The 16,508-nt window shown below is 70.5% G+C and carries 17 protein-coding genes; 2 read left to right on the plus strand and 15 right to left on the minus strand.

Features of this window, described 5'->3' with window-relative positions; all coding sequences use genetic code 11:
• Positions 1–178: 178 nt before the first annotated feature.
• From HLA95_RS18660 to hutU, 4 genes are read right to left on the minus strand one after another with little or no spacing between them, the layout of a single operon-like run.
• Complete coding sequence (locus HLA95_RS18660) at positions 179–1,708, minus strand: trimethylamine methyltransferase family protein (protein WP_222184136.1); 1,530 nt, start codon at positions 1,706–1,708, stop codon at positions 179–181.
• Between the two features lie 42 nt (positions 1,709–1,750).
• Positions 1,751–2,137 (minus strand): fluoride efflux transporter CrcB, encoded by a 387-nt coding sequence (crcB, locus tag HLA95_RS28380; protein WP_223861651.1) that lies wholly within the window; start codon positions 2,135–2,137, stop codon positions 1,751–1,753.
• A complete protein-coding gene (locus tag HLA95_RS28385; RefSeq protein WP_223861652.1) occupies positions 2,134–2,394 on the minus strand; it encodes a hypothetical protein in 261 nt (86 codons plus the stop codon). The genes crcB and HLA95_RS28385 overlap by 4 nt, the downstream gene beginning before the upstream one ends.
• Positions 2,395–2,396: 2 nt before the next feature.
• A complete protein-coding gene (gene hutU / locus HLA95_RS18670) occupies positions 2,397–4,070 on the minus strand; it encodes a urocanate hydratase (protein WP_191061093.1) in 1,674 nt (557 codons plus the stop codon).
• Between the two features lie 74 nt (positions 4,071–4,144).
• On the opposite strand from hutU, the gene HLA95_RS18675 reads away from it, so the two are divergent.
• Together HLA95_RS18675 and HLA95_RS18680 are read left to right on the plus strand one after the other, a co-directional pair.
• On the plus strand, positions 4,145–5,236 hold the full coding sequence (locus HLA95_RS18675; protein WP_191061094.1) for a GNAT family N-acetyltransferase: 1,092 nt from the start codon (positions 4,145–4,147) through the stop codon (positions 5,234–5,236).
• Between the two features lie 77 nt (positions 5,237–5,313).
• Positions 5,314–6,030 carry a glutathione S-transferase family protein gene (locus HLA95_RS18680; RefSeq protein ID WP_222184138.1) on the plus strand — a complete coding sequence of 239 codons (717 nt, stop codon included), beginning with the start codon at positions 5,314–5,316 and terminating at the stop codon, positions 6,028–6,030.
• Here the strand turns inward: HLA95_RS18680 and HLA95_RS18685 are convergent.
• The 11 genes from HLA95_RS18685 to HLA95_RS18735 form a co-directional block, all read right to left on the minus strand.
• Positions 6,027–6,329, minus strand: coding sequence for a hypothetical protein (locus HLA95_RS18685; RefSeq protein WP_222184140.1), 303 nt, complete (start codon positions 6,327–6,329; stop codon positions 6,027–6,029). The genes HLA95_RS18680 and HLA95_RS18685 overlap by 4 nt on opposite strands.
• A 6-nt stretch (positions 6,330–6,335) precedes the next feature.
• Positions 6,336–7,247 (minus strand): aromatic ring-hydroxylating oxygenase subunit alpha, encoded by a 912-nt coding sequence (locus HLA95_RS18690; protein ID WP_191060243.1) that lies wholly within the window; start codon positions 7,245–7,247, stop codon positions 6,336–6,338.
• Positions 7,247–9,628 carry a LamG domain-containing protein gene (locus tag HLA95_RS18695; protein WP_191060242.1) on the minus strand — a complete coding sequence of 794 codons (2,382 nt, stop codon included), beginning with the start codon at positions 9,626–9,628 and terminating at the stop codon, positions 7,247–7,249. Before HLA95_RS18695 ends, HLA95_RS18690 begins: the two co-directional genes overlap by 1 nt.
• Before the next feature lie 77 nt (positions 9,629–9,705).
• The gene (locus tag HLA95_RS18700; protein ID WP_191060241.1) at positions 9,706–10,140 is read right to left on the minus strand and encodes a N,N-dimethylformamidase alpha subunit family protein; all 435 of its coding nucleotides are present in this window, start codon (positions 10,138–10,140) and stop codon (positions 9,706–9,708) included.
• A 204-nt stretch (positions 10,141–10,344) separates the two neighbouring features.
• Positions 10,345–10,833 carry a DUF8189 domain-containing protein gene (locus HLA95_RS18705; RefSeq protein WP_222184142.1) on the minus strand — a complete coding sequence of 163 codons (489 nt, stop codon included), beginning with the start codon at positions 10,831–10,833 and terminating at the stop codon, positions 10,345–10,347.
• Positions 10,830–11,150 carry a DUF8189 domain-containing protein gene (locus tag HLA95_RS18710; protein WP_222184144.1) on the minus strand — a complete coding sequence of 107 codons (321 nt, stop codon included), beginning with the start codon at positions 11,148–11,150 and terminating at the stop codon, positions 10,830–10,832. The genes HLA95_RS18705 and HLA95_RS18710 overlap by 4 nt, the downstream gene beginning before the upstream one ends.
• A 358-nt stretch (positions 11,151–11,508) precedes the next feature.
• Entirely contained in the window at positions 11,509–12,093 is a 585-nt protein-coding gene (locus HLA95_RS18715) for a UbiX family flavin prenyltransferase (RefSeq protein WP_191060239.1), read from the minus strand.
• Positions 12,090–12,587, minus strand: coding sequence for a Fur family transcriptional regulator (locus HLA95_RS18720; RefSeq protein ID WP_191060238.1), 498 nt, complete (start codon positions 12,585–12,587; stop codon positions 12,090–12,092). The genes HLA95_RS18715 and HLA95_RS18720 overlap by 4 nt, the downstream gene beginning before the upstream one ends.
• A gap of 45 nt (positions 12,588–12,632) precedes the next feature.
• The gene (locus HLA95_RS18725; RefSeq protein ID WP_222184146.1) at positions 12,633–13,391 is read right to left on the minus strand and encodes a hypothetical protein; all 759 of its coding nucleotides are present in this window, start codon (positions 13,389–13,391) and stop codon (positions 12,633–12,635) included.
• The gene (locus tag HLA95_RS18730; protein WP_222184147.1) at positions 13,384–14,574 is read right to left on the minus strand and encodes an electron transfer flavoprotein subunit alpha/FixB family protein; all 1,191 of its coding nucleotides are present in this window, start codon (positions 14,572–14,574) and stop codon (positions 13,384–13,386) included. Before HLA95_RS18730 ends, HLA95_RS18725 begins: the two co-directional genes overlap by 8 nt.
• Complete coding sequence (locus HLA95_RS18735) at positions 14,571–16,496, minus strand: DUF3483 domain-containing protein (RefSeq protein ID WP_222184148.1); 1,926 nt, start codon at positions 16,494–16,496, stop codon at positions 14,571–14,573. The genes HLA95_RS18730 and HLA95_RS18735 overlap by 4 nt, the downstream gene beginning before the upstream one ends.
• Positions 16,497–16,508: the final 12 nt, after the last annotated feature.

Here is a 16,508-nt window from a genome sequence, read left to right on the forward strand (position 1 = left end):
TTCTCGCCAACACGACGTCTGTTCGCGACTTCCCGGGACTGTACAGTCGCCTGCCGACGGCAGCCTGCCATTCTCCAGCCCCGTCCACAGGCAGGACAGGTGGCATGCAGAAGAACTGCCCGGATTCCGGCGGACGTCCAATCACGGACCGGTTGAACAGCCAGTCGTGCCTGGACCGTCAGGCCGGTGCCCCGCCCTCCGCCTTGCGGCCGGCCACAAACTCGGCGAGTTCCTCGGCGATCCCGGGATCCAGCGGCGGCGGCTCGAAACCGGCCAGGAGCTCGGCTACCAGCTTCTCGCAGCGGTCATAGGCGGTGGGCTCGCCCGCCTCAGCCCACTGCCGGCTGTTGCGCCAGTCCGAGACGATCGGCGGGTAGAAGGCGGTCTCGTAGCGGGCGAGCGTATGGGCGCTGCCAAAGAAATGGCCGCCGGGGCCCACCTCGCGGATCGCATCCAGCCCGATCGTGTCCTCGTCCACCCGGATCGGCTGCACCGTCTCGGCCAGCATCTGGATCAGCTCCGCATCCAGGATCATCTTCTCGAAGCTCGCGACCAGCCCGCCCTCCATCCAGCCCGCCGCATGCATGACGATGTTGGCGTGGCTCATCACCGCGGCCTGGAGCGACATCATCGACTCATACGCCGCCTGCGCATCCAGCGTGTTGGCTGCGTTCGCATTCGACGAGCGGTAGGGCAACCGGTAGCGGCGTGCCAGCTGCCCGCCGGCCAGCGTCGCCTGCACGTATTCGGGCGTGCCGAAGGCCGGCGCCCCGGACTTCATGTCGACATTGCTGGTGAACCCGCCATAGGCGCAAGGCGCCCCTGGCCTGACCATCTGCGCGAACGCGATCCCGGCCAGGGCCTCGGCATTCTGCAGCGTCAGGGCGCCTGCCACCGTGGCCGGCGCCATGGCGCCGGCGAGCGTGAACGGGGTCAGCACCATGAGCTGGCCGGCCCTGGCCATCGCCATGATCCCCTCCAGCATCGGCCCGTCCAGGCGGAGCGGCGAGTTGGAGTTGACGATGGTGAACAAAGACGGCTCGCGCAGCAATTGCTCCCGGCTGATCCCGCGGACGATCCGGGCGATCTCGATCCCGTCGCTGATCCGGGCATGGCCCAGCGCATAGGCGTGGAAGGCCTTGTCCGACAGGGTCGCGAACGCGGCCAGGCAGTCCAGGTGACGGGTGGCCGGCGGCAGGTCGATCGGCTCCACCGGATAGCCGCCGAACAGATGGATGCAGTTCAGCGCCTGCCCCAGGCGGACGAAGTTCAAAAAATCGGCAAGGCAACCCGGCCGCCTGCCGCCCCGGCGGTCATGGGCATTGGGCGTAGACGCCACGGTCGCGAAGTTGATCGTGTTCCCGCCGATCCTGAGGTCGTGGGCGGGGTTGCGCGCGTGCAGGGTGACCTCGGCCGGCGCTTCCACGATCCGTTCCAGCACCAAGCCGCGGTCGAGGCGCACCAGGGCCGAGCCCGGCACCAGTTCCGCACCCGCCGCCTTCAGGATCGCGCGCGCCTCCTCATGGAGGAACTCGATGCCGATCTCCTCCAGCACGCGCAGGGAAGCGTGGTGGATCTGCTCGATCTGGTCGGCCGAGAGCGGCTCGACCGGTGCCAGGTGGCTGTCCACCCGGCGCCAGGGGCGCTGCGCCGGGCCTGCGCCCGCATCCCGCCGCGTCCGCCGCCGGTTCCGTCCCGCCTCGCGCATCCCGCCCCCGCACCGTCCACTACCGCCGGACGGCACGCTAGATCAGGCGAGTGCCCGGCGCATGCCGTACATCGCCAAGGCGATCGCTGCGAGCGACAGGAGCAGCGAGGCCGCCACATAAAGGAGCGCCAGGTCGTGCCGGTCGCGCTCCCACAAGGTCAGCACGTCCAGGGAGAAGGCGCTGAACGTGGTGAAGCCGCCGAGCACGCCGGTGGTCAGGAACAGGCGCGCGTCCTGGGGCAGTTGCCAGCGCAGCGCTGCGCCTGCGACAATCACGCCCATGAGCGCGCTACCCAGCACGTTGACGATGAGCGTGCCGAACGGGAAGCCCAGGCCCAGCAGCCGGCCGGCACCGAGATTGACTAGGTGACGCGCGGCCGCCCCCAGCCCGCCGCCCAGGAATACCAGCAGGAGGCTCTGGCCGCTCACCCCTGTGCCTCGCCCGGCCGAGCGTCCGCCGCCCTCTCCTCTTCCTCCGGCCCGTCGAAGCCCCTGGCCCGGCTCACATAGATCAGGACCATGAACAGGACGGTCATCAGTAGCGCCAGGCTGCCGCCCAGCGCCAGCGCGATCTGCCCGTGCATTCCGATGACGACACCGTCCAGCTGTTGCCAGAGCTGCCACGAGCCCCAGGCGGCAACGCCCAGCAGCGACAGGAGGGCCGCGATCACGATCCATCCCGGCATGCTCAGCGGCCCAGCATCGGCAGGTCCAGCCCCTGCTCCTTGGCACAGTCGATCGCGATCTCGTAGCCGGCATCGGCGTGGCGCATCACGCCGGTGGCCGGATCGTTGGTCAGCACCCGCTCCAGGCGCCGCGCCGCCTCGGCCGTGCCGTCGGCCACCACCACCATGCCGGCATGCTGCGAGAAGCCGATCCCGACCCCGCCGCCATGGTGCAGGCTGACCCAGGTGGCGCCCGACGCGGTGTTGAGCAGGGCGTTGAGCAGCGGCCAGTCCGCCACCGCGTCCGAGCCGTCCTGCATGGCCTCAGTCTCGCGGTTGGGCGAGGCTACCGAGCCGGAATCCAGATGGTCACGGCCGATCACGATCGGCGCCTTGACCTCGCCGCGTGCCACCATCTCGTTCAGCGCCAGGCCGATCCGGGCGCGCTGGCCCAGGCCCAGCCAGCAGATCCGGGCCGGCAGGCCCTGGAACGCGATCCGCTCCTTGGCCATGTCCAGCCAGTGGTGGAGGTGGCGGTCGTCCGGGATCAGTTCCTTGACCCGCTGGTCGGTGCGGAAGATGTCCTCCGGATCGCCGGAGAGCGCTGCCCAGCGGAACGGCCCGATGCCCCGGCAGAACAGGGGCCGGATATAGGCCGGCACGAAGCCCGGGAAGTCGAAGGCATTGTCCACCCCCGCCTCCATGGCGAACTGGCGGATATTGTTGCCGTAGTCGAGGGTCGGCACGCCCGCGGCATGGAAGGCCAGCATCGCCCGGACATGGCGCGCCATGGTCTCCAGCGCCGCCTCGCGCACCGCCTCGGGATTGCTCTCCTGCCGCTCCTCCCACTCCTCCACGGTCCACCCGGCCGGCAGGTAGCCATGGACCGGATCATGCGCGGAGGTCTGGTCGGTCACAATGTCCGGCAGGATGCCGCGGTGGGCCAGTTCCTCGAACACGGTGGCGGCGTTGCCGAGCAGACCGATCGAGACCGGGCTCTTGTCCCGGTTGGCCTGCTCGATCCGCTCCAGCGCGTCGTCCAGGTCGAGCGCCATCAGGTCCAGATAGCGGGTCTGGATGCGCCGCTCGATCCGGGACGCCCGGCACTCCACCGCCAGCATCGAGGCACCGGCCATGGTCGCCGCCAGCGGCTGGGCCCCGCCCATCCCGCCCAGCCCCCCGGTCAGGATCCAGCGGCCCCTGAGGTCTCCATCGTAATGGCGCCGGCCACACTCGACGAAGGTCTCGTAGGTGCCCTGCACGATCCCCTGGGTGCCGATATAGATCCAGGAGCCGGCGGTCATCTGGCCGTACATCATCAGGCCCAGCCGATCGAGCTGGTGGAAATGCTCCCAGGTGGCATAGCGGCCGACCAGGTTGGAGTTCGCGATCAGGACGCGCGGCGCATCGGCATGGGTCCGGAATACGCCCACCGGCTTGCCCGACTGCACCAGCAGGGTCTGGTCGTCCTCCAGCCGCTTCAGCGTGGCGACGATCGCATCGAAACATTGCCAGTCCCGCGCCGCCCGGCCGATCCCGCCATAGACCACCAGCTCCTCGGGCTTCTCGGCGACCTCGGCATCCAGGTTATTCATGAGCATGCGCAGCGCCGCCTCGGCCTGCCAGTTCCGGCAAGTCAGCTCCGGCCCGCGGGGCGCGCGGATGCGGCGCGAATTATCCCGGCGGCTCTCGGACATGGCGATTGCTCCTTGGTCGAACGGCCTACCGGAAGCTAGGACGAAGCTCAGGCCAGGGCCAGGGAGTGCCAGCGATGACCGGGACGGTGCGGGTGACCGATGTGCTCGAGGCGGTCCTTCCTGCGCGGGGGCGGGTCCTGGATGTCGGCTGCGCCGATGGCGGGCTGGTGCGCTGGCTCGGCCGGAACGGCTTCGATGCCCAGGGCGTCGATCCGCAGGCAAAGGGCGACCGGCTGCTGCAAGGCGTGGCAGAAGCCCTGCCGGTGGCGAGCGGATCGGTCGACGCCGTGCTGTTCGTCAACAGCCTGCACCACGTCCCGGTGCACGGGATGGACCAGGCACTGGGCGAGGGCGCCCGAGTGCTGCGGCCGGGCGGCCTTCTGGTGGTGGTGGAACCGCTGCCAGAAGGCGAATGGTTCGAGATCCTGCAGCCGGTGGAGGACGAGACCGGGATCCGCAACGCGGCGGCCGCAGCGCTGGCGCGCGCTGGGGTCGTCGGGTTCGTTCCGAGCGACCGGCGGTTCTTCGAGATCGAGCGGCGGGCGAAGGATGTGCCTTCCATCCTCGAAGGCTTCGTCACGGTCGATCCGGAACGGGCGGCGGCGGTGGCGCAGGCCAAGGACGCGGTCGAGGCAGCCTTCGCCCGGCATGGCCGGGCAGTTGAGGACGGAAGGGCGTTCCGCCAGCCGATGCGGGCGGACGTGCTGGAGCTGCCAGAAGGCACGGGCATCGTCCGCTTCGCCCGGGACGAGGCGGAAGTGGCGGCGGCGCTGGACGTGCGGTGCGCGGTGTTCTGCGACGAGCAGGGCGTGTCGCTGGCCGAGGAGATGGATGGCCTGGACGACCAGTGCCGGCACCTGGTGGCGACGGTCGTCGGCCGGGTGGTCGGGACCGCACGGCTGCGGGCCTATGGCCGGGATGGTGCGGTGGGCAAGATTGAACGGGTGGCGCTGCTGAAAGAGGCGCGGGGCCTGGGGCTGGGCCAGCGGCTGGTGCGCTTTGCGGCCCAGGTGCTGGCAGCGCAGGGCCATGCCACCCTGCTCCTGAACGCGCAGACCTATGCGCAGGGCTTCTACGCGCGGCTGGGCTTCAGGGCGGAAGGCGAGCCGTTCGACGACGCGGGCATCCCGCACGTCGCCATGTGGCGGACGGAAGATGCTCGGTGACAGAATGACGGTGGTCGGAACCAGCCGACACGCCCAAGCTGGATTGCATTTGGCTGCGAGGAAAGAGCGTCCCTTCGATGACCCTCACGCTGTTCTCCTACCCCCAGCTGTTCGGACTGTCGGACAACAACCCCTACGGGCTGAAGGTGGCGACCTTCATGCAGCTGTGCGGCGTCCCGTTCCGGCACGCGCACATCATCGACGCGAGCGCGGCACCGCGCGGGCAACTGCCCTATCTGGACGACGACGGCCAGGTCATCGGCGACAGTGATGCGATCATCGCGCACCTGACGGCGAAGCTCGACCTCGCGATCGACCGGGACCTGAGCCCGTCCCAGCGCTGCACCGACCTCCTGGTCCGGCGCATGCTGGACGACCTCTACTGGGTGATGTCGTATTCCCGCTGGCGGGACGACCGCTACTGGCCGCTGTTCCGCGATGCCCTGCTGACGACCCATGCGGAGCTGACCGCCGACCAGCTGGAGGCGGCGCGCGGCTACAACTTCCAGCGCTACCACTACCAGGGCATCGGCCGCTACGAGCCGGCCGATGCCTATGCCCGGGGCGTACGGGACCTGGAGGTGCTGGCGGCATTGCTGGGAGACGGGCCGTTCCTGTTCGGCGACCGCGTGCACGGCATCGACGCGGCGATCTACGGCTTCGTCGCCAACATCCATTGCTACGAGATCGACACGCCGCTGAAGGAGACGGTCCAGGCCACCCCGCAACTGGTGGCGCACTGCCAGCGGGTGGGCGAGCTGGCACAGGCGCGGGCGGTGCCGCCCCCGGCCTAGCCGGCAGGGCGGCGCAGCAGGCAGACGTAGCGGCCTCTCGGCCCATCGGGCGGCGGGGCTGCCAGCGCCACGCCGTAGCGCCGGTGGAGCCCCGCCGCCACCGCCTGCGCTGCCTTCGGGGTGAGTGCCGGCTTGGCCAGCCAGGGCACCGCTAGGCCGCCTGCCCCGCCATGAACCTCGAGGAACGGCTCAGGCGCCTCGGCCGTGCCGACCAGCCACTCTTCGGGCCTGGCGCCGAACTCCTTGATATAGCTCAGGCAGTCGAACTGGATCTGGCTGACGCTGTAGGCGCGCTGCATGGCCGCTCAGGCGACGTGGTTGAAGCGGGGATGGCTGCGATAGACGCTGTCCGGGCGCGGGCCGGTCGGACGGGCCGGCCCGGCGAGCAGCAGTTCGATCAGCCACCGGTGCTGGGGCAGGTCCGCCGGTGCAGCGGCGGCAGCCCATCGCTCGACCTGGGCCGTCCAGGCGGCACGCGCCTGGTCGGCAGGCGGAGTCCGGGCCAGCAGGCTCAGCCGGCACAAGGTGCGCTCTGGTGCCACCGGCTGAAGCACGACCATGCAGGTCTCACCTTCGCCCTGCAGCAGCACGAGATTCGGGAAATGCCAAGTCGCGCACGTTGCCGGCTCGTCGCCGTCCCCGGCCAGGAGCGCTGCGGCCACCTGCTTCCAGTTGCCGGCGAGCGTGCGCCAGCAAGCCGGTGCTGCGTGGAGCGGCAACGGGCCAGGCTCGGGCGGGCGCTCGCCTAGTGCCGGATCGACGGCGACGAACAGCAGCCCGGCTTGCAGGGCCAGCGGCAGGACCGGCAGGCGCTCGGGCCGCATGCCGAGATACTGGTACATCTCGGGCACCGGCTCGCCGTCCGGCCCGGCCGGGATGGCCGGACGGTCCAGGCTGTAGCCGCAGGAGGTGAAGCCGCAGCGGGTCTTCCTGCCGCTCTGGCATTGCAGCGGGATGAAGTGGCAGCCGCCGTGCTGCGCCTTGTTGAGGCGTGCCACCAGCCCCCCGTCCGCCATCCGCTGCACGTGGATGCCATGGACGCCCACCGTGTAGGGCAGCAGGTCGCCGGGGTTCGGGATCTCCTCAGCCCGGCCGACACACACCCAGACCTTTGGCCACAGCCGCTCGTCCTCCAGCCGGCCGAACCCGGACGAGCCGAAGGCAGCCGCCGGCAGCCCGTTTCGGTAGGTGGCCGGATCGGTGAAGTCCGGCTCCATCAGGGGATCATGGCGTTCGGGTCGTAGTCGGCGCGGCCGCGCGGCTTGATCGATTCCGGCGGGGGCGGCGGCAGCGGGCCGTCCTGCATGAACCGGTCGAGCACGTTCTTGGTCAGCTTCGAGATATTGTTGTCGCCATTGTTCCAGGGCAGCGCCCCGCAATAGGCGATCGAACTGAAGGCGAAGCAGGCGCCACCGTTCGGGGTCTCGTGATAGGCCAGGTCCGAGCGGACCCGCGGATGCTGGGTCCCGTCGATGCCGGGCTGGCTGGTGCCGTAATACTCGCCGACCAGCAGATAGGCCTCGGTATGCCGGCCGGCCGAGGTCGCCACGGTCAGCGTGTGCGGCGGCGAGCCCAGCATGGTGTCGACAATGTCGACCTCGAGGCCAGCGGCACCGCCGCCGCACAGGCCGAAATTGCCGAGCTTTTCGTCGGGCCCGATCCCCTCGAACGCCCAGGCGATCCGCGGGTTGGTGCTGTCCGGCGTGCGGGTGTAGTAGGTGCCGACGTCGAAGCCCTGCGCGGCCATGCCGGCGCCGGCCACCGCGTGCAGCATCCGCCCGCGAAAGCGCCACATGCCGCCGAGCTCGCCGGTGCTCTGGTGGTAGTATTCGCCAGGATCGGCGAACCAGGGCCGGATGCCGCTCTCGCAGCGGCGCAGCTCGGTGATGACGCCCCGGCCCAGATGATCATAGGCCGGATGGTAGGTCTGCACCCAGTACCAGCCATCGCCGCCCAGATACATGAGCCGGCCGCCGGCTTGGGTGTAGTCGTGGAGCGCGTCGATCTGCGGGCCACTGTTGTGCTCGGGATGCGAGCCGGTCAGCACCACGTTGTAGCGCTGGAGCCGAGCCAGGCCCTCGTAGGTGACGTCCTCGTCAGTGAACACCTCGTACTCGTAGCCCATCCGGTCCAGCCAGTAGATCAGATGCAGGTCGGCATTGTACTGCCAGGGCGCCTGGGCCACGAAGGTATCGTATTTCGGCCGCATGTTCAGGATCGGCCGCAGGCGCGACGAGAAGCTGACGCCGCTGCCGTCGGTATGCACGTCATATTGCGAGCTGCCGTACTCGCGATGCTCGGCCAGGAACATGTTCTGGTCCTGCATGATCGGCACGCGATACATGATCAGCTCGGCCCCGGCGCCATTGGTCGCCATGTGCTCGTTGGCATAGGCGAGATAGCTGATGGTCGGGATCATCACCCCGATCTTCGCCGACGTCGTGCCGAGTTTCGCCACCACCCAGAACGGCAGATAGTCCTCGTCGCCCTCTGCCGTGGTCAGCTTGACCGCATAAGCGCGGCTCCTGGTGCCCTCCGGCACGGTCCAGGTGAAGTCCACCTCCCAGCGGGCATCGTCCACGTCGTCGTCGTGGAAGTGGATCGCGCCGTACTCGTCCTTGGCGTGCTTCCAGTCGAAATTCTCGCCCCGCCAGTTGTGGCCGGTCATGGCCCGGGTCGGGCAGTTCACCAGGGTCAGGTCGAGGCGATAGGGGCCGCGGTCGTGGCCGATGAGCGTATCGATGCCCTGGCCGAAGTCCCAGGAGGCCACCAGGCACCTGGCGAGCGCGTTGGTCGGGCCGGCATGGGTGCGCTCGGTCAGGCCGCGATCGGCACCGGCCTTCATCATCTCGATCTCGAGCCGCGACAGCGCCCGGTTGCACAGGCGCGGCCCATCGATCTTGCCGTTATAGTTGCCGGCGATCCGGAAGCCGGACGGATGCTGGCGGTCGCCCGGCATGGCCTCGGCCGGATAGCCCGCGATCACGAACGGTGCGGCCGCATGGGTCAGGCCCGGCCTGAGCTGCGCCTCGACCGGCTCCGCCACCGGGTCCAGCGCATAGACGACCTGCGGCTCGTGATGGAGCACCGCCCTGCCCGTGGCCGCATCGAAGCTGGCCGCGACGAAGTGCCAGGCACGGTCGCGCAGCGGCATGGGTGCCGTCACCACCTGGTCGTCGACCCGCAGCTCCAGATGGCCATCGACATCGATGAACAGGCCATAGCCCCTGCCCCTGCTCCACTGGCCGATGATCGCCTGGGGCCCGTGCTTCCAGTAGCGCTCGTGGGTCTTTGGCGCAGTCGGCCAGATCCAGCACTGCAGGGTGAAGCTCTGGAGGTCGAGCTGCGGGCAGTCGGCCACCCAGCCATAGGAGCCGCTATGGATCACCTGCGGCCTTCCGGGATACTCGCCCTCGATGTCGCTCGGCACATGGCGCTCGATGAAGCCGGGCCCGCGCGGGTTGGTGTCGCCGTTCACCAGCTCGACGATCTCGGCCCGGTAGGTCCTGGGGCCGTCGCAGTTGACGAAGAAGCTGATCGGCTCGCCGGGGTGGACGCTGAACTTGTCGGCATATCCGGTCAGGCGCATCGCAGGCATGCTGGGCTCTCCGCATGGCGCGCCACGGGCGCCACGTTCTTGCTCTCGACGATCGGGATGGCGGGAGGGTTGGGCGGTCAGGTCCAGTTGTAGGCGCCGCGCTTCCAGCCTTCGTGGAAATGCTCGGGCATGCCGTCGGATTCGGGCAGCTCGTCCAGGCGCATCAGGAAGATCGCGTGCTGGACCTCCTGCTCGTCCTCGAACACCCGCTCATCCACGAAGCTGGGCGGCACGCCGCGGATGCCGGACAGCCGGCCGATGCGCCATTCCCGGTCGGGCTTGGTGCAGATGACCACGAGCTTGCCGGCGGGCGGCTGGGCCCGCATTCGGAACAGGACCTGGCGCAGCAGCGGGTCGTCATAGATGCCGCCGCCGACATCGGTGGTGTCGCCGGGCGTGGCACATTCGAGGATCGCGCAGCCGGCCACGCCCTTCATCGACTGGATGCATCGCCAATGCGTGTCGATCAGGCGCTGGCGCTCCGGTGTCCCGGGCCGGGGAATGGGGATCATCGCGCTGCCTCCCTGCGCTCGCCCTCTGGTCGTCCGCAAGCTCAGCACGATTTGCCGCCAACGAGAAGCGCCCGAGGTTAATCGGTTAATGGCATGTTGCTTCCCAGAACAGGGCCGAGGCCGCGACGTTGCTTTCGGCTGCCCAGCCTGCGCGCAGCAGGGTGCCCGGCTGATCCGGGCACCCATGACAAGCGAGAAGGAAGCTCAGTCGTCGGGCCACCAGTTATGCCAGAGCGCCCCATCGCTGCCGCGCCCGAAGCAGTCCAGGCGGCGCGGACCCCAGCTCAGGCATTCCGGCCGGTGGGTGAGAATGCCGCCCAGGCTTTCCCAGCCGCGCCAGCGCGAACCGTCCCACCAGCGATGCCACGGTGCCTCGTCGGTGCCGCGCGCGAAGCAGTCGATCCGCTGCGGGCCCCAGCTCGTGCAGGACGGCTGCTCCTTGATGATTCCACCCAGGTTCTGCCAGCCCAGCCACTGCCTGCCATCCCACCAGCGCCGCCACATCGAGCCGTTGGTGCCGCGCCCGAAGCAGTCGATCCGGTTGGACGCCCGGCTCACGCATTCCGGCTTGTGCGTGATCACGCCGCCCAGGCTTTCCCAGCCCAGCCAGCGATTCCCGTTCCACCAGCGATGCCACAGGGCGCGGTCGGTCCCGCGTGCGAAGCAGTCGATCCGGTTACGGCTCCAGGTCACGCAGGACGGCTCCTCCCTGATGATGCCGCCCAGGCTCTCCCAGCCGTCCAGCTCCGGCCATCCCACCAACGGTGCCACATGGCCCGATCGGTGCCCCGGGCGAAGCAGTCGATCCGGTTGAAGCCCCAGCTGACGCACTCGGGCTCCTCCTTGATGATGCCGCCCAGGCTTTCCCAGCCACCCCACTGGGCTCGGGCGGTACCCGGCAGCATCCACGCCATCGCTGCCAGCACCAGGGCCACCGCGAACGTCCGCCAAGCTCGAATCGCACGAATGCCCGCCGCGGGCGGACCAGCACGTCCCGAAAGCATCGTCATGTCCTCCAGTGGTGCAATCGCCGACGCAGCCGGCAGCGCCTGCTCCCAGGACAGAGCATGGCACATGCTATACCCGGCCGGGTCGGACCTTCCCGCCTGCATGTGCCTGAAGGGCATAGTCAACCGGACCTTCGGGCGACCACTCATATCGACCGCCAAGGCAGGCTAGCAGAAGGATTCTTCTAGGATACTACCAGCCGCCCATCAGCACCACGTCCTGATAGGCGGTGACCTGCTGGCGATTTTTCCGAGAAAATCAAGAACCGAACAATACTGGCGGAAGTCTTCGCGACAACTTCGGCTGAAGTCGTGTGAACATCCGGAGCGACGGGCTCGCAGGCCAGCCGATGCTCTGCCGTCAACTCGTTATTGGTGCGTCGTCACGCCAGCGATGCGCCAGCCCGGCATCGAGGTCGAACAGGTCCAGGACCCGGCCGATCGTATGGTCGACCATGTCCTCGATGCTGCGCGGCCTGGCGTAGAAGGCCGGCACGGGCGGGGCGACGATCGCACCCATCTCCGTGACCGCCAGGAGGTTGCGGCAGTGACCCAGATGCAGCGGCGTCTCGCGCGCCAGCAGCACCAGCCGGCGGCGCTCCTTGAGCACGACATCGGCCGCCCGCGTCAGCAGGTTGTCGGTCACGCCCGAGGCGATCGCGGCCACCGTCTTCATCGAGCAGGGTGCCACCACCATGCCGAGCGTCCGGTAGCTCCCCGACGCGATGCACGCCCCCACGTCCGCCACCGGATGGACCCGGTCGGCCAGCGCCTCGATCGTGTCGATCGACCGATCCAGCTCATAGGCGATGGTCAGCCGCGCCGCCCTGGTGAGGATCAGGTGGGTTTCCACGTCCAGGTCGCGCGCCACCTCAAGCAGTCGGGCGCCATAGACCGCACCGGATGCCCCGGTGATGCCCACGATCAGGCGGGGGCGGCTGCTCATGTCTGGGCGCCCGCCGCTTCGGACGCGGCGCAGTTGCGGCACAGACCGGCCAGTTCCACCGTGCGGCTTTCCACCTGGAACCCGCTGGCTTTGGCGATCCCGGCCAGCGCCGTGTCCAGTTCGCCTGCGGCCAGCTCCGCCACCTCACCGCAGCAGCGGCACAGGAGGAAGGCGCTGCTGTGCGGCTCGTCGGGATGCGGGCAGCCGATGAAGGCGTTCAGCCGGTCGATCCGATGGACCAGCCCCTGCCCCACCAGGAAGTCGAGCGCCCGGTACACGGTGGGCGGTGCTACCCGGCCACGCTCGGCGGACAGGCTTTCCAGGATGTCGTAGGCGCCGACCGGGCGGTGGCTGGCCCAGACGATCTCCAGGACACGGCGGCGGATCGCCGTCAGCCGGCCGCCATTGCGGCTGCAGACGCGGTCGGCGGTCGCCAGCGCATCGGCGATGCAGTGCTGGTGGTCGTGCTCGTGGGAGTGCGGGAGGCTGGCCATGTCCCGCCGAACATAGTGTCGCCGCCTCGTCATGTCAGGCATGCATCAGGAGCGCAGCAGCCCCTCGGCCTCCAGATAGGCCAGGATCACCCGGGCAGCCTCGTCCGGCGGCGGCTGGACCAGGAGCTGGCCTTTGCCTGCGGTGAACGAGGTGGCCGCGGCCATGCGCGCCGCAGCACCACCCCGGATCCGGCGCACCGGCCGGGCCAGCGGGCGGGCCGGCTCGCTGCGCCAGGCGGGTGTCGCTGCCGGCTCCTGGACGGTAACAGGCACGGTCCGCGCCCGCAGGGCACGGGCATAGGCCCAGCCGGACGGTGGGGCCGCTCTCGCCGCCGCCACCAGCACGGCCGGTGCCGGTGCTGCCAGCCGCCGTCGCCGCCCGCCCGGCAGCGCCTGCACCAGGGTCACGCGCTCGGCCAGTTCCTCCACCCCCGCCACCTCCGGGATGCAGGCGGCACCCATGGCCTGGGCCAGGGCATAGGGCAGGAGCCCGGTGCCAGCACCCTGCTCCGCCCTGGCGCCCGCCAGCACCAGGGCCGGGTGCCGCTCCGCGAGCCAGGGGAGGATCGCCGGCAGGGCGTCGGCCTCGGCCGGCAGGTCGAGACGGACCAGGTCGAACGCGGCAAAGCCGGCATAGACGCGCAGCGCGTCGTCGGCCGGCCCCGCATGCAGGCCGATCAGGCGGTGACCAGACGCGCAGAGCGCCAGGCCCAGCGCCAGGGCGGCGGCATCCCCGGCTGCCGGGCGCAGGCGCCCGGTCTCGGGATGGCAGCCGGCGGACAGGAGGGCCACGATCTCAGCCATGACGCCGCTGCTCCAGGAGGGTCTGAAGTGCGGGCATCACCGCCTGGGCGTCGGCCACGATCGCGAGGTCGGCCCGCTCGATCATCTTGGCATGGAGGTCAGTGTTGACCGCCACCACCCGCTGGCAGCGCTCGATCCCCTGCAGATGTTGCGGGGCCCCACTGATGCCGAAGGCGAGATAGGCCCTGGGCGCCACCAGCGTGCCGGACGCGCCGACCTGGCGGTCGCGGGGCAGCAGGCCGCGGTCGCAGACTTGGCGCGAGCCGCCCACCGTGGCGTTCAGCCGCGCCGCCAGCGCGTGGAACGCCGGCCAGTCGGTCACCCCGTCGCCGGCACTGACGATCAGGTCCGCCTCGGCAAGTGGTGCCCCAGTGAGGTCGACGGGAACTTCGCCCAGATCCTCGATGAGGCCGGCATCGGGCCTGACCGCGACGGCCACGGGCCGCGCCTCGCGCAGGACGGGCTCCGGCCGGTCGGCGAGCAGCACCTCGTGCAGGGTCATGATCGGCGGCGGCGGGCCCACCAGGTCGAGCCCGGCGCCGCGTGCGCGGATCTCGTCGGGCTCCAGCCGATGCACGGCGAACGCGGCGGGAAGCCCGGTGGCGGCCGCCAGGCGGCGGGCGACGTCCGCGCCCAGCAGCGGCGTCTCGGCGAACAGGATGTGGGCCGGGGCGTGGTCGGCCAGCACGGTGCCCAGCACGGAAAGCGCGGCCGCAGGGTCCCACCGGTCCGGCAGGTCGAGGGCGATATGGCGGTCCACGCCCAGCCGGCCGAGGTCGGGCCGTCCGTGCAGGGTGAGCGCCAGGACCGCCCCCTCCAGCCGGTCGGCCAGATCGCGGGCAGCGGCCAGGAGGCCGAGATCGCTGCCTTCCAGCCGCCCGCCCGGCAGGTCGAGCACCGCCAGGATCAGGCAGGCAGGCCGCTCCACGACGATCGGCTGCTCCGCCCCCGGCGCGGCCAGGGAGGGCATATGGGCCAGCAGCTCGCCGCCATGCGGGTCCAGGCGCATCCGGCCGGCCGGGCCGGGCACGGCGGCCGTACGCAGGGCGTGCGGGTCGCGGCGCGGCCGCACCGGTGCTGCCGGTGCCACGTCGCCCAGGATACGGCGCGCCCGGCCGGCGGGACCGACCCGGGTTGCCCTTGCCCGCTCGGCATGCGGATCGCGGCGCGGGCGGGCGCTCATGCAACCACCCGCTCGGCCGGCACGGCCAGCCGCGCCAGCACCAGCTCGGCGACCTCGGCGACCGCGGGATAGTCGCCGGTGACCCCGTCCAGCATCACCGCGCAGTTCGGGCAGGCCACCACCACCGTGTCCGCCCCGGTCGCCTTCGCATCGGCCATGCGCATGTCCGGAATCCGCCGCGGCCCGGGAATGTCGGTAAGCGGCGCCCCGCCCCCGCCGCCGCAGCAGCGCGCCGTCTTCCCGTGCCGGGCCATCTCGACCCGCCCCTCGCCCAGCAGGTCGAGCAGCCGGCGCGGCGCCTCGAACTCGCCGTTCCAGCGGCCGAGATAGCAGGGATCGTGATAGGTGAACGCGCCTTGTCCATCGCTCGGCTGGAACTGGAGGCGACCGGCCAGGGCCAGCTCCAGCAGGACGGCCGTGTGGTGGACCACCTCGTAATGGCCGCCCATCGCCGGGTAATCGTTACGCAGGCTGTTCAGCACGTGCGGGTCGGTGGTGACTATCCGCCGGAAGCGGTAGCGGGCGAGCGTCGCGATGTTGGCTTCCGCCAGGCGCTGGAACTGCGCCTCGTCGCCTAAGCGCCGGGCGAGGTCGCCGGTGTCCAGCTCCTCCTCGCCCAGCACCGCCAGCTCCAGGCCGGCATGGCGGGCGACCTGGACGAAGGCGCGGATCGCGCACTGGCCGCGCGGGTCGAAGGCACCATCGCCCAGCCAGAGCAGCAGGTCGGTGCTCTTGACCTCGCGCAGCAGCGGCAGGTCCAGGTCGACGAACGCATCCATCCGCCGTGCGGCAGCCCGGCCATGGATGTTGTCGGAAGCCGCGAGCTCGGCCAGTGCTGCCGGGGCCTTGCCCGGCACGGCGCCCAGCTCCAGGGTCTGGAAGCGGCGCAGGTCGATGATCGCGTCGACATGCTCGATCATCATCGGGCAGGCCTCGACACAGGCACGGCAGGTCGTGCAGGCCCAAAGGGCCGCTGGCGGGATCAGCCCCCCGTCGGCGACCAGCGGCCGGGCGGCACCGCCCTCGCCCACCCGCCCTTCCAGCCCGGGCCAGCGGCGGCCCGCATAGTGCCGGTCGTCGACATGGTCGGCGGCCTGGGCCATCGCGACCGCGCGGATCACGAATTTCGGGTCGAGCGGCTGGCCGGCGGCAAAGGCCGGGCACTGTTCCTCGCAGCGGCCGCAGGCCACGCAGGCATCCGCCATCACCAGCCGGTTCCAGGTGAAGTCCTGCGGGGTTTCCACCCCCAGCTTCGGCGCGTCCAGGTCGATCGGGTGGATGGCGGCCACCGGCCGGTCGGCGGAGAAACGCTGCGCCCTCGGATGGGCGACGAGATTGAGGGCACCGGCCAGGGCATGGCGCATCGGGCCATGGGCCAGACCATCGGCCAGCTCGAAGGCCGACCAGGCCAGCAGGGCGGCAAAGACCAGCGACGCCGGATGAAACAGGCCAGGGTCGGCCATGACGCCCGCGGCCGGCAGGGTGAACCAGGCAAGCCCCAGGGCGAAGCCGCCGATCGCCCAGCCGAAGCGGTTCCAGCGCCCCCCGGACAGGCGGGGCGGCCGGTCGGTGCGGCGGCGCAGGACGCGCTCGGCACCCAGCAGGGTCAGGCCGCAGGCGAGCAGCAGCGGCCAGGCCAGCCAGGGGCTGGCGATGCCGAAGCCATGGACCAGGACCAGGAGCAGCAGCGCCAGCACCAGCCCGCCCGCCGCCATCACATGCATGGTGGAGGCATAGCGGTCGCGCGCAACCACCTCGTGGACATTGACCAAGTAGCGGCGCGGCAGGGCCAGGAGCCCCGCCAGCCAGTCGACCTTCGCCGGCCGCCCGGCCCGCCAGCCGGCAACCCGCCCGAGCACCCCGATCAGCGCCCAGCCGAGCGCCCCCAGGAGGATGAGGAGGACGACGCCGCCCGAACCCATCAGCCCGGCCCC

Origin of the sequence: Geminicoccus harenae, assembly GCF_019800005.1 — a bacterium.
Lineage (GTDB): Bacteria > Pseudomonadota > Alphaproteobacteria > Geminicoccales > Geminicoccaceae > Geminicoccus > Geminicoccus harenae.

Coding starts and splice junctions, on each gene's coding strand:
- HLA95_RS28385 (WP_223861652.1), bottom strand. CDS start 2,394: ATGCCGGGATGGATCGTGATCGCGGCCCTCCTGTCGCTGCTGGGCGTT.
- HLA95_RS18695 (WP_191060242.1), bottom strand. CDS start 9,628: ATGCCTGCGATGCGCCTGACCGGATATGCCGACAAGTTCAGCGTCCAC.
- hutU (WP_191061093.1), bottom strand. CDS start 4,070: ATGTCCGAGAGCCGCCGGGATAATTCGCGCCGCATCCGCGCGCCCCGC.
- HLA95_RS18735 (WP_222184148.1), bottom strand. CDS start 16,496: ATGGGTTCGGGCGGCGTCGTCCTCCTCATCCTCCTGGGGGCGCTCGGC.
- HLA95_RS18715 (WP_191060239.1), bottom strand. CDS start 12,093: ATGAGCAGCCGCCCCCGCCTGATCGTGGGCATCACCGGGGCATCCGGT.
- HLA95_RS18725 (WP_222184146.1), bottom strand. CDS start 13,391: ATGGCTGAGATCGTGGCCCTCCTGTCCGCCGGCTGCCATCCCGAGACC.
- HLA95_RS18685 (WP_222184140.1), bottom strand. CDS start 6,329: ATGCAGCGCGCCTACAGCGTCAGCCAGATCCAGTTCGACTGCCTGAGC.
- HLA95_RS18660 (WP_222184136.1), bottom strand. CDS start 1,708: ATGCGCGAGGCGGGACGGAACCGGCGGCGGACGCGGCGGGATGCGGGC.
- HLA95_RS18690 (WP_191060243.1), bottom strand. CDS start 7,247: ATGGAGCCGGACTTCACCGATCCGGCCACCTACCGAAACGGGCTGCCG.
- HLA95_RS18700 (WP_191060241.1), bottom strand. CDS start 10,140: ATGATCCCCATTCCCCGGCCCGGGACACCGGAGCGCCAGCGCCTGATC.
- HLA95_RS18675 (WP_191061094.1), top strand. CDS start 4,145: ATGACCGGGACGGTGCGGGTGACCGATGTGCTCGAGGCGGTCCTTCCT.
- HLA95_RS18680 (WP_222184138.1), top strand. CDS start 5,314: ATGACCCTCACGCTGTTCTCCTACCCCCAGCTGTTCGGACTGTCGGAC.
- HLA95_RS18710 (WP_222184144.1), bottom strand. CDS start 11,150: ATGACGATGCTTTCGGGACGTGCTGGTCCGCCCGCGGCGGGCATTCGT.
- HLA95_RS18720 (WP_191060238.1), bottom strand. CDS start 12,587: ATGGCCAGCCTCCCGCACTCCCACGAGCACGACCACCAGCACTGCATC.
- HLA95_RS18730 (WP_222184147.1), bottom strand. CDS start 14,574: ATGAGCGCCCGCCCGCGCCGCGATCCGCATGCCGAGCGGGCAAGGGCA.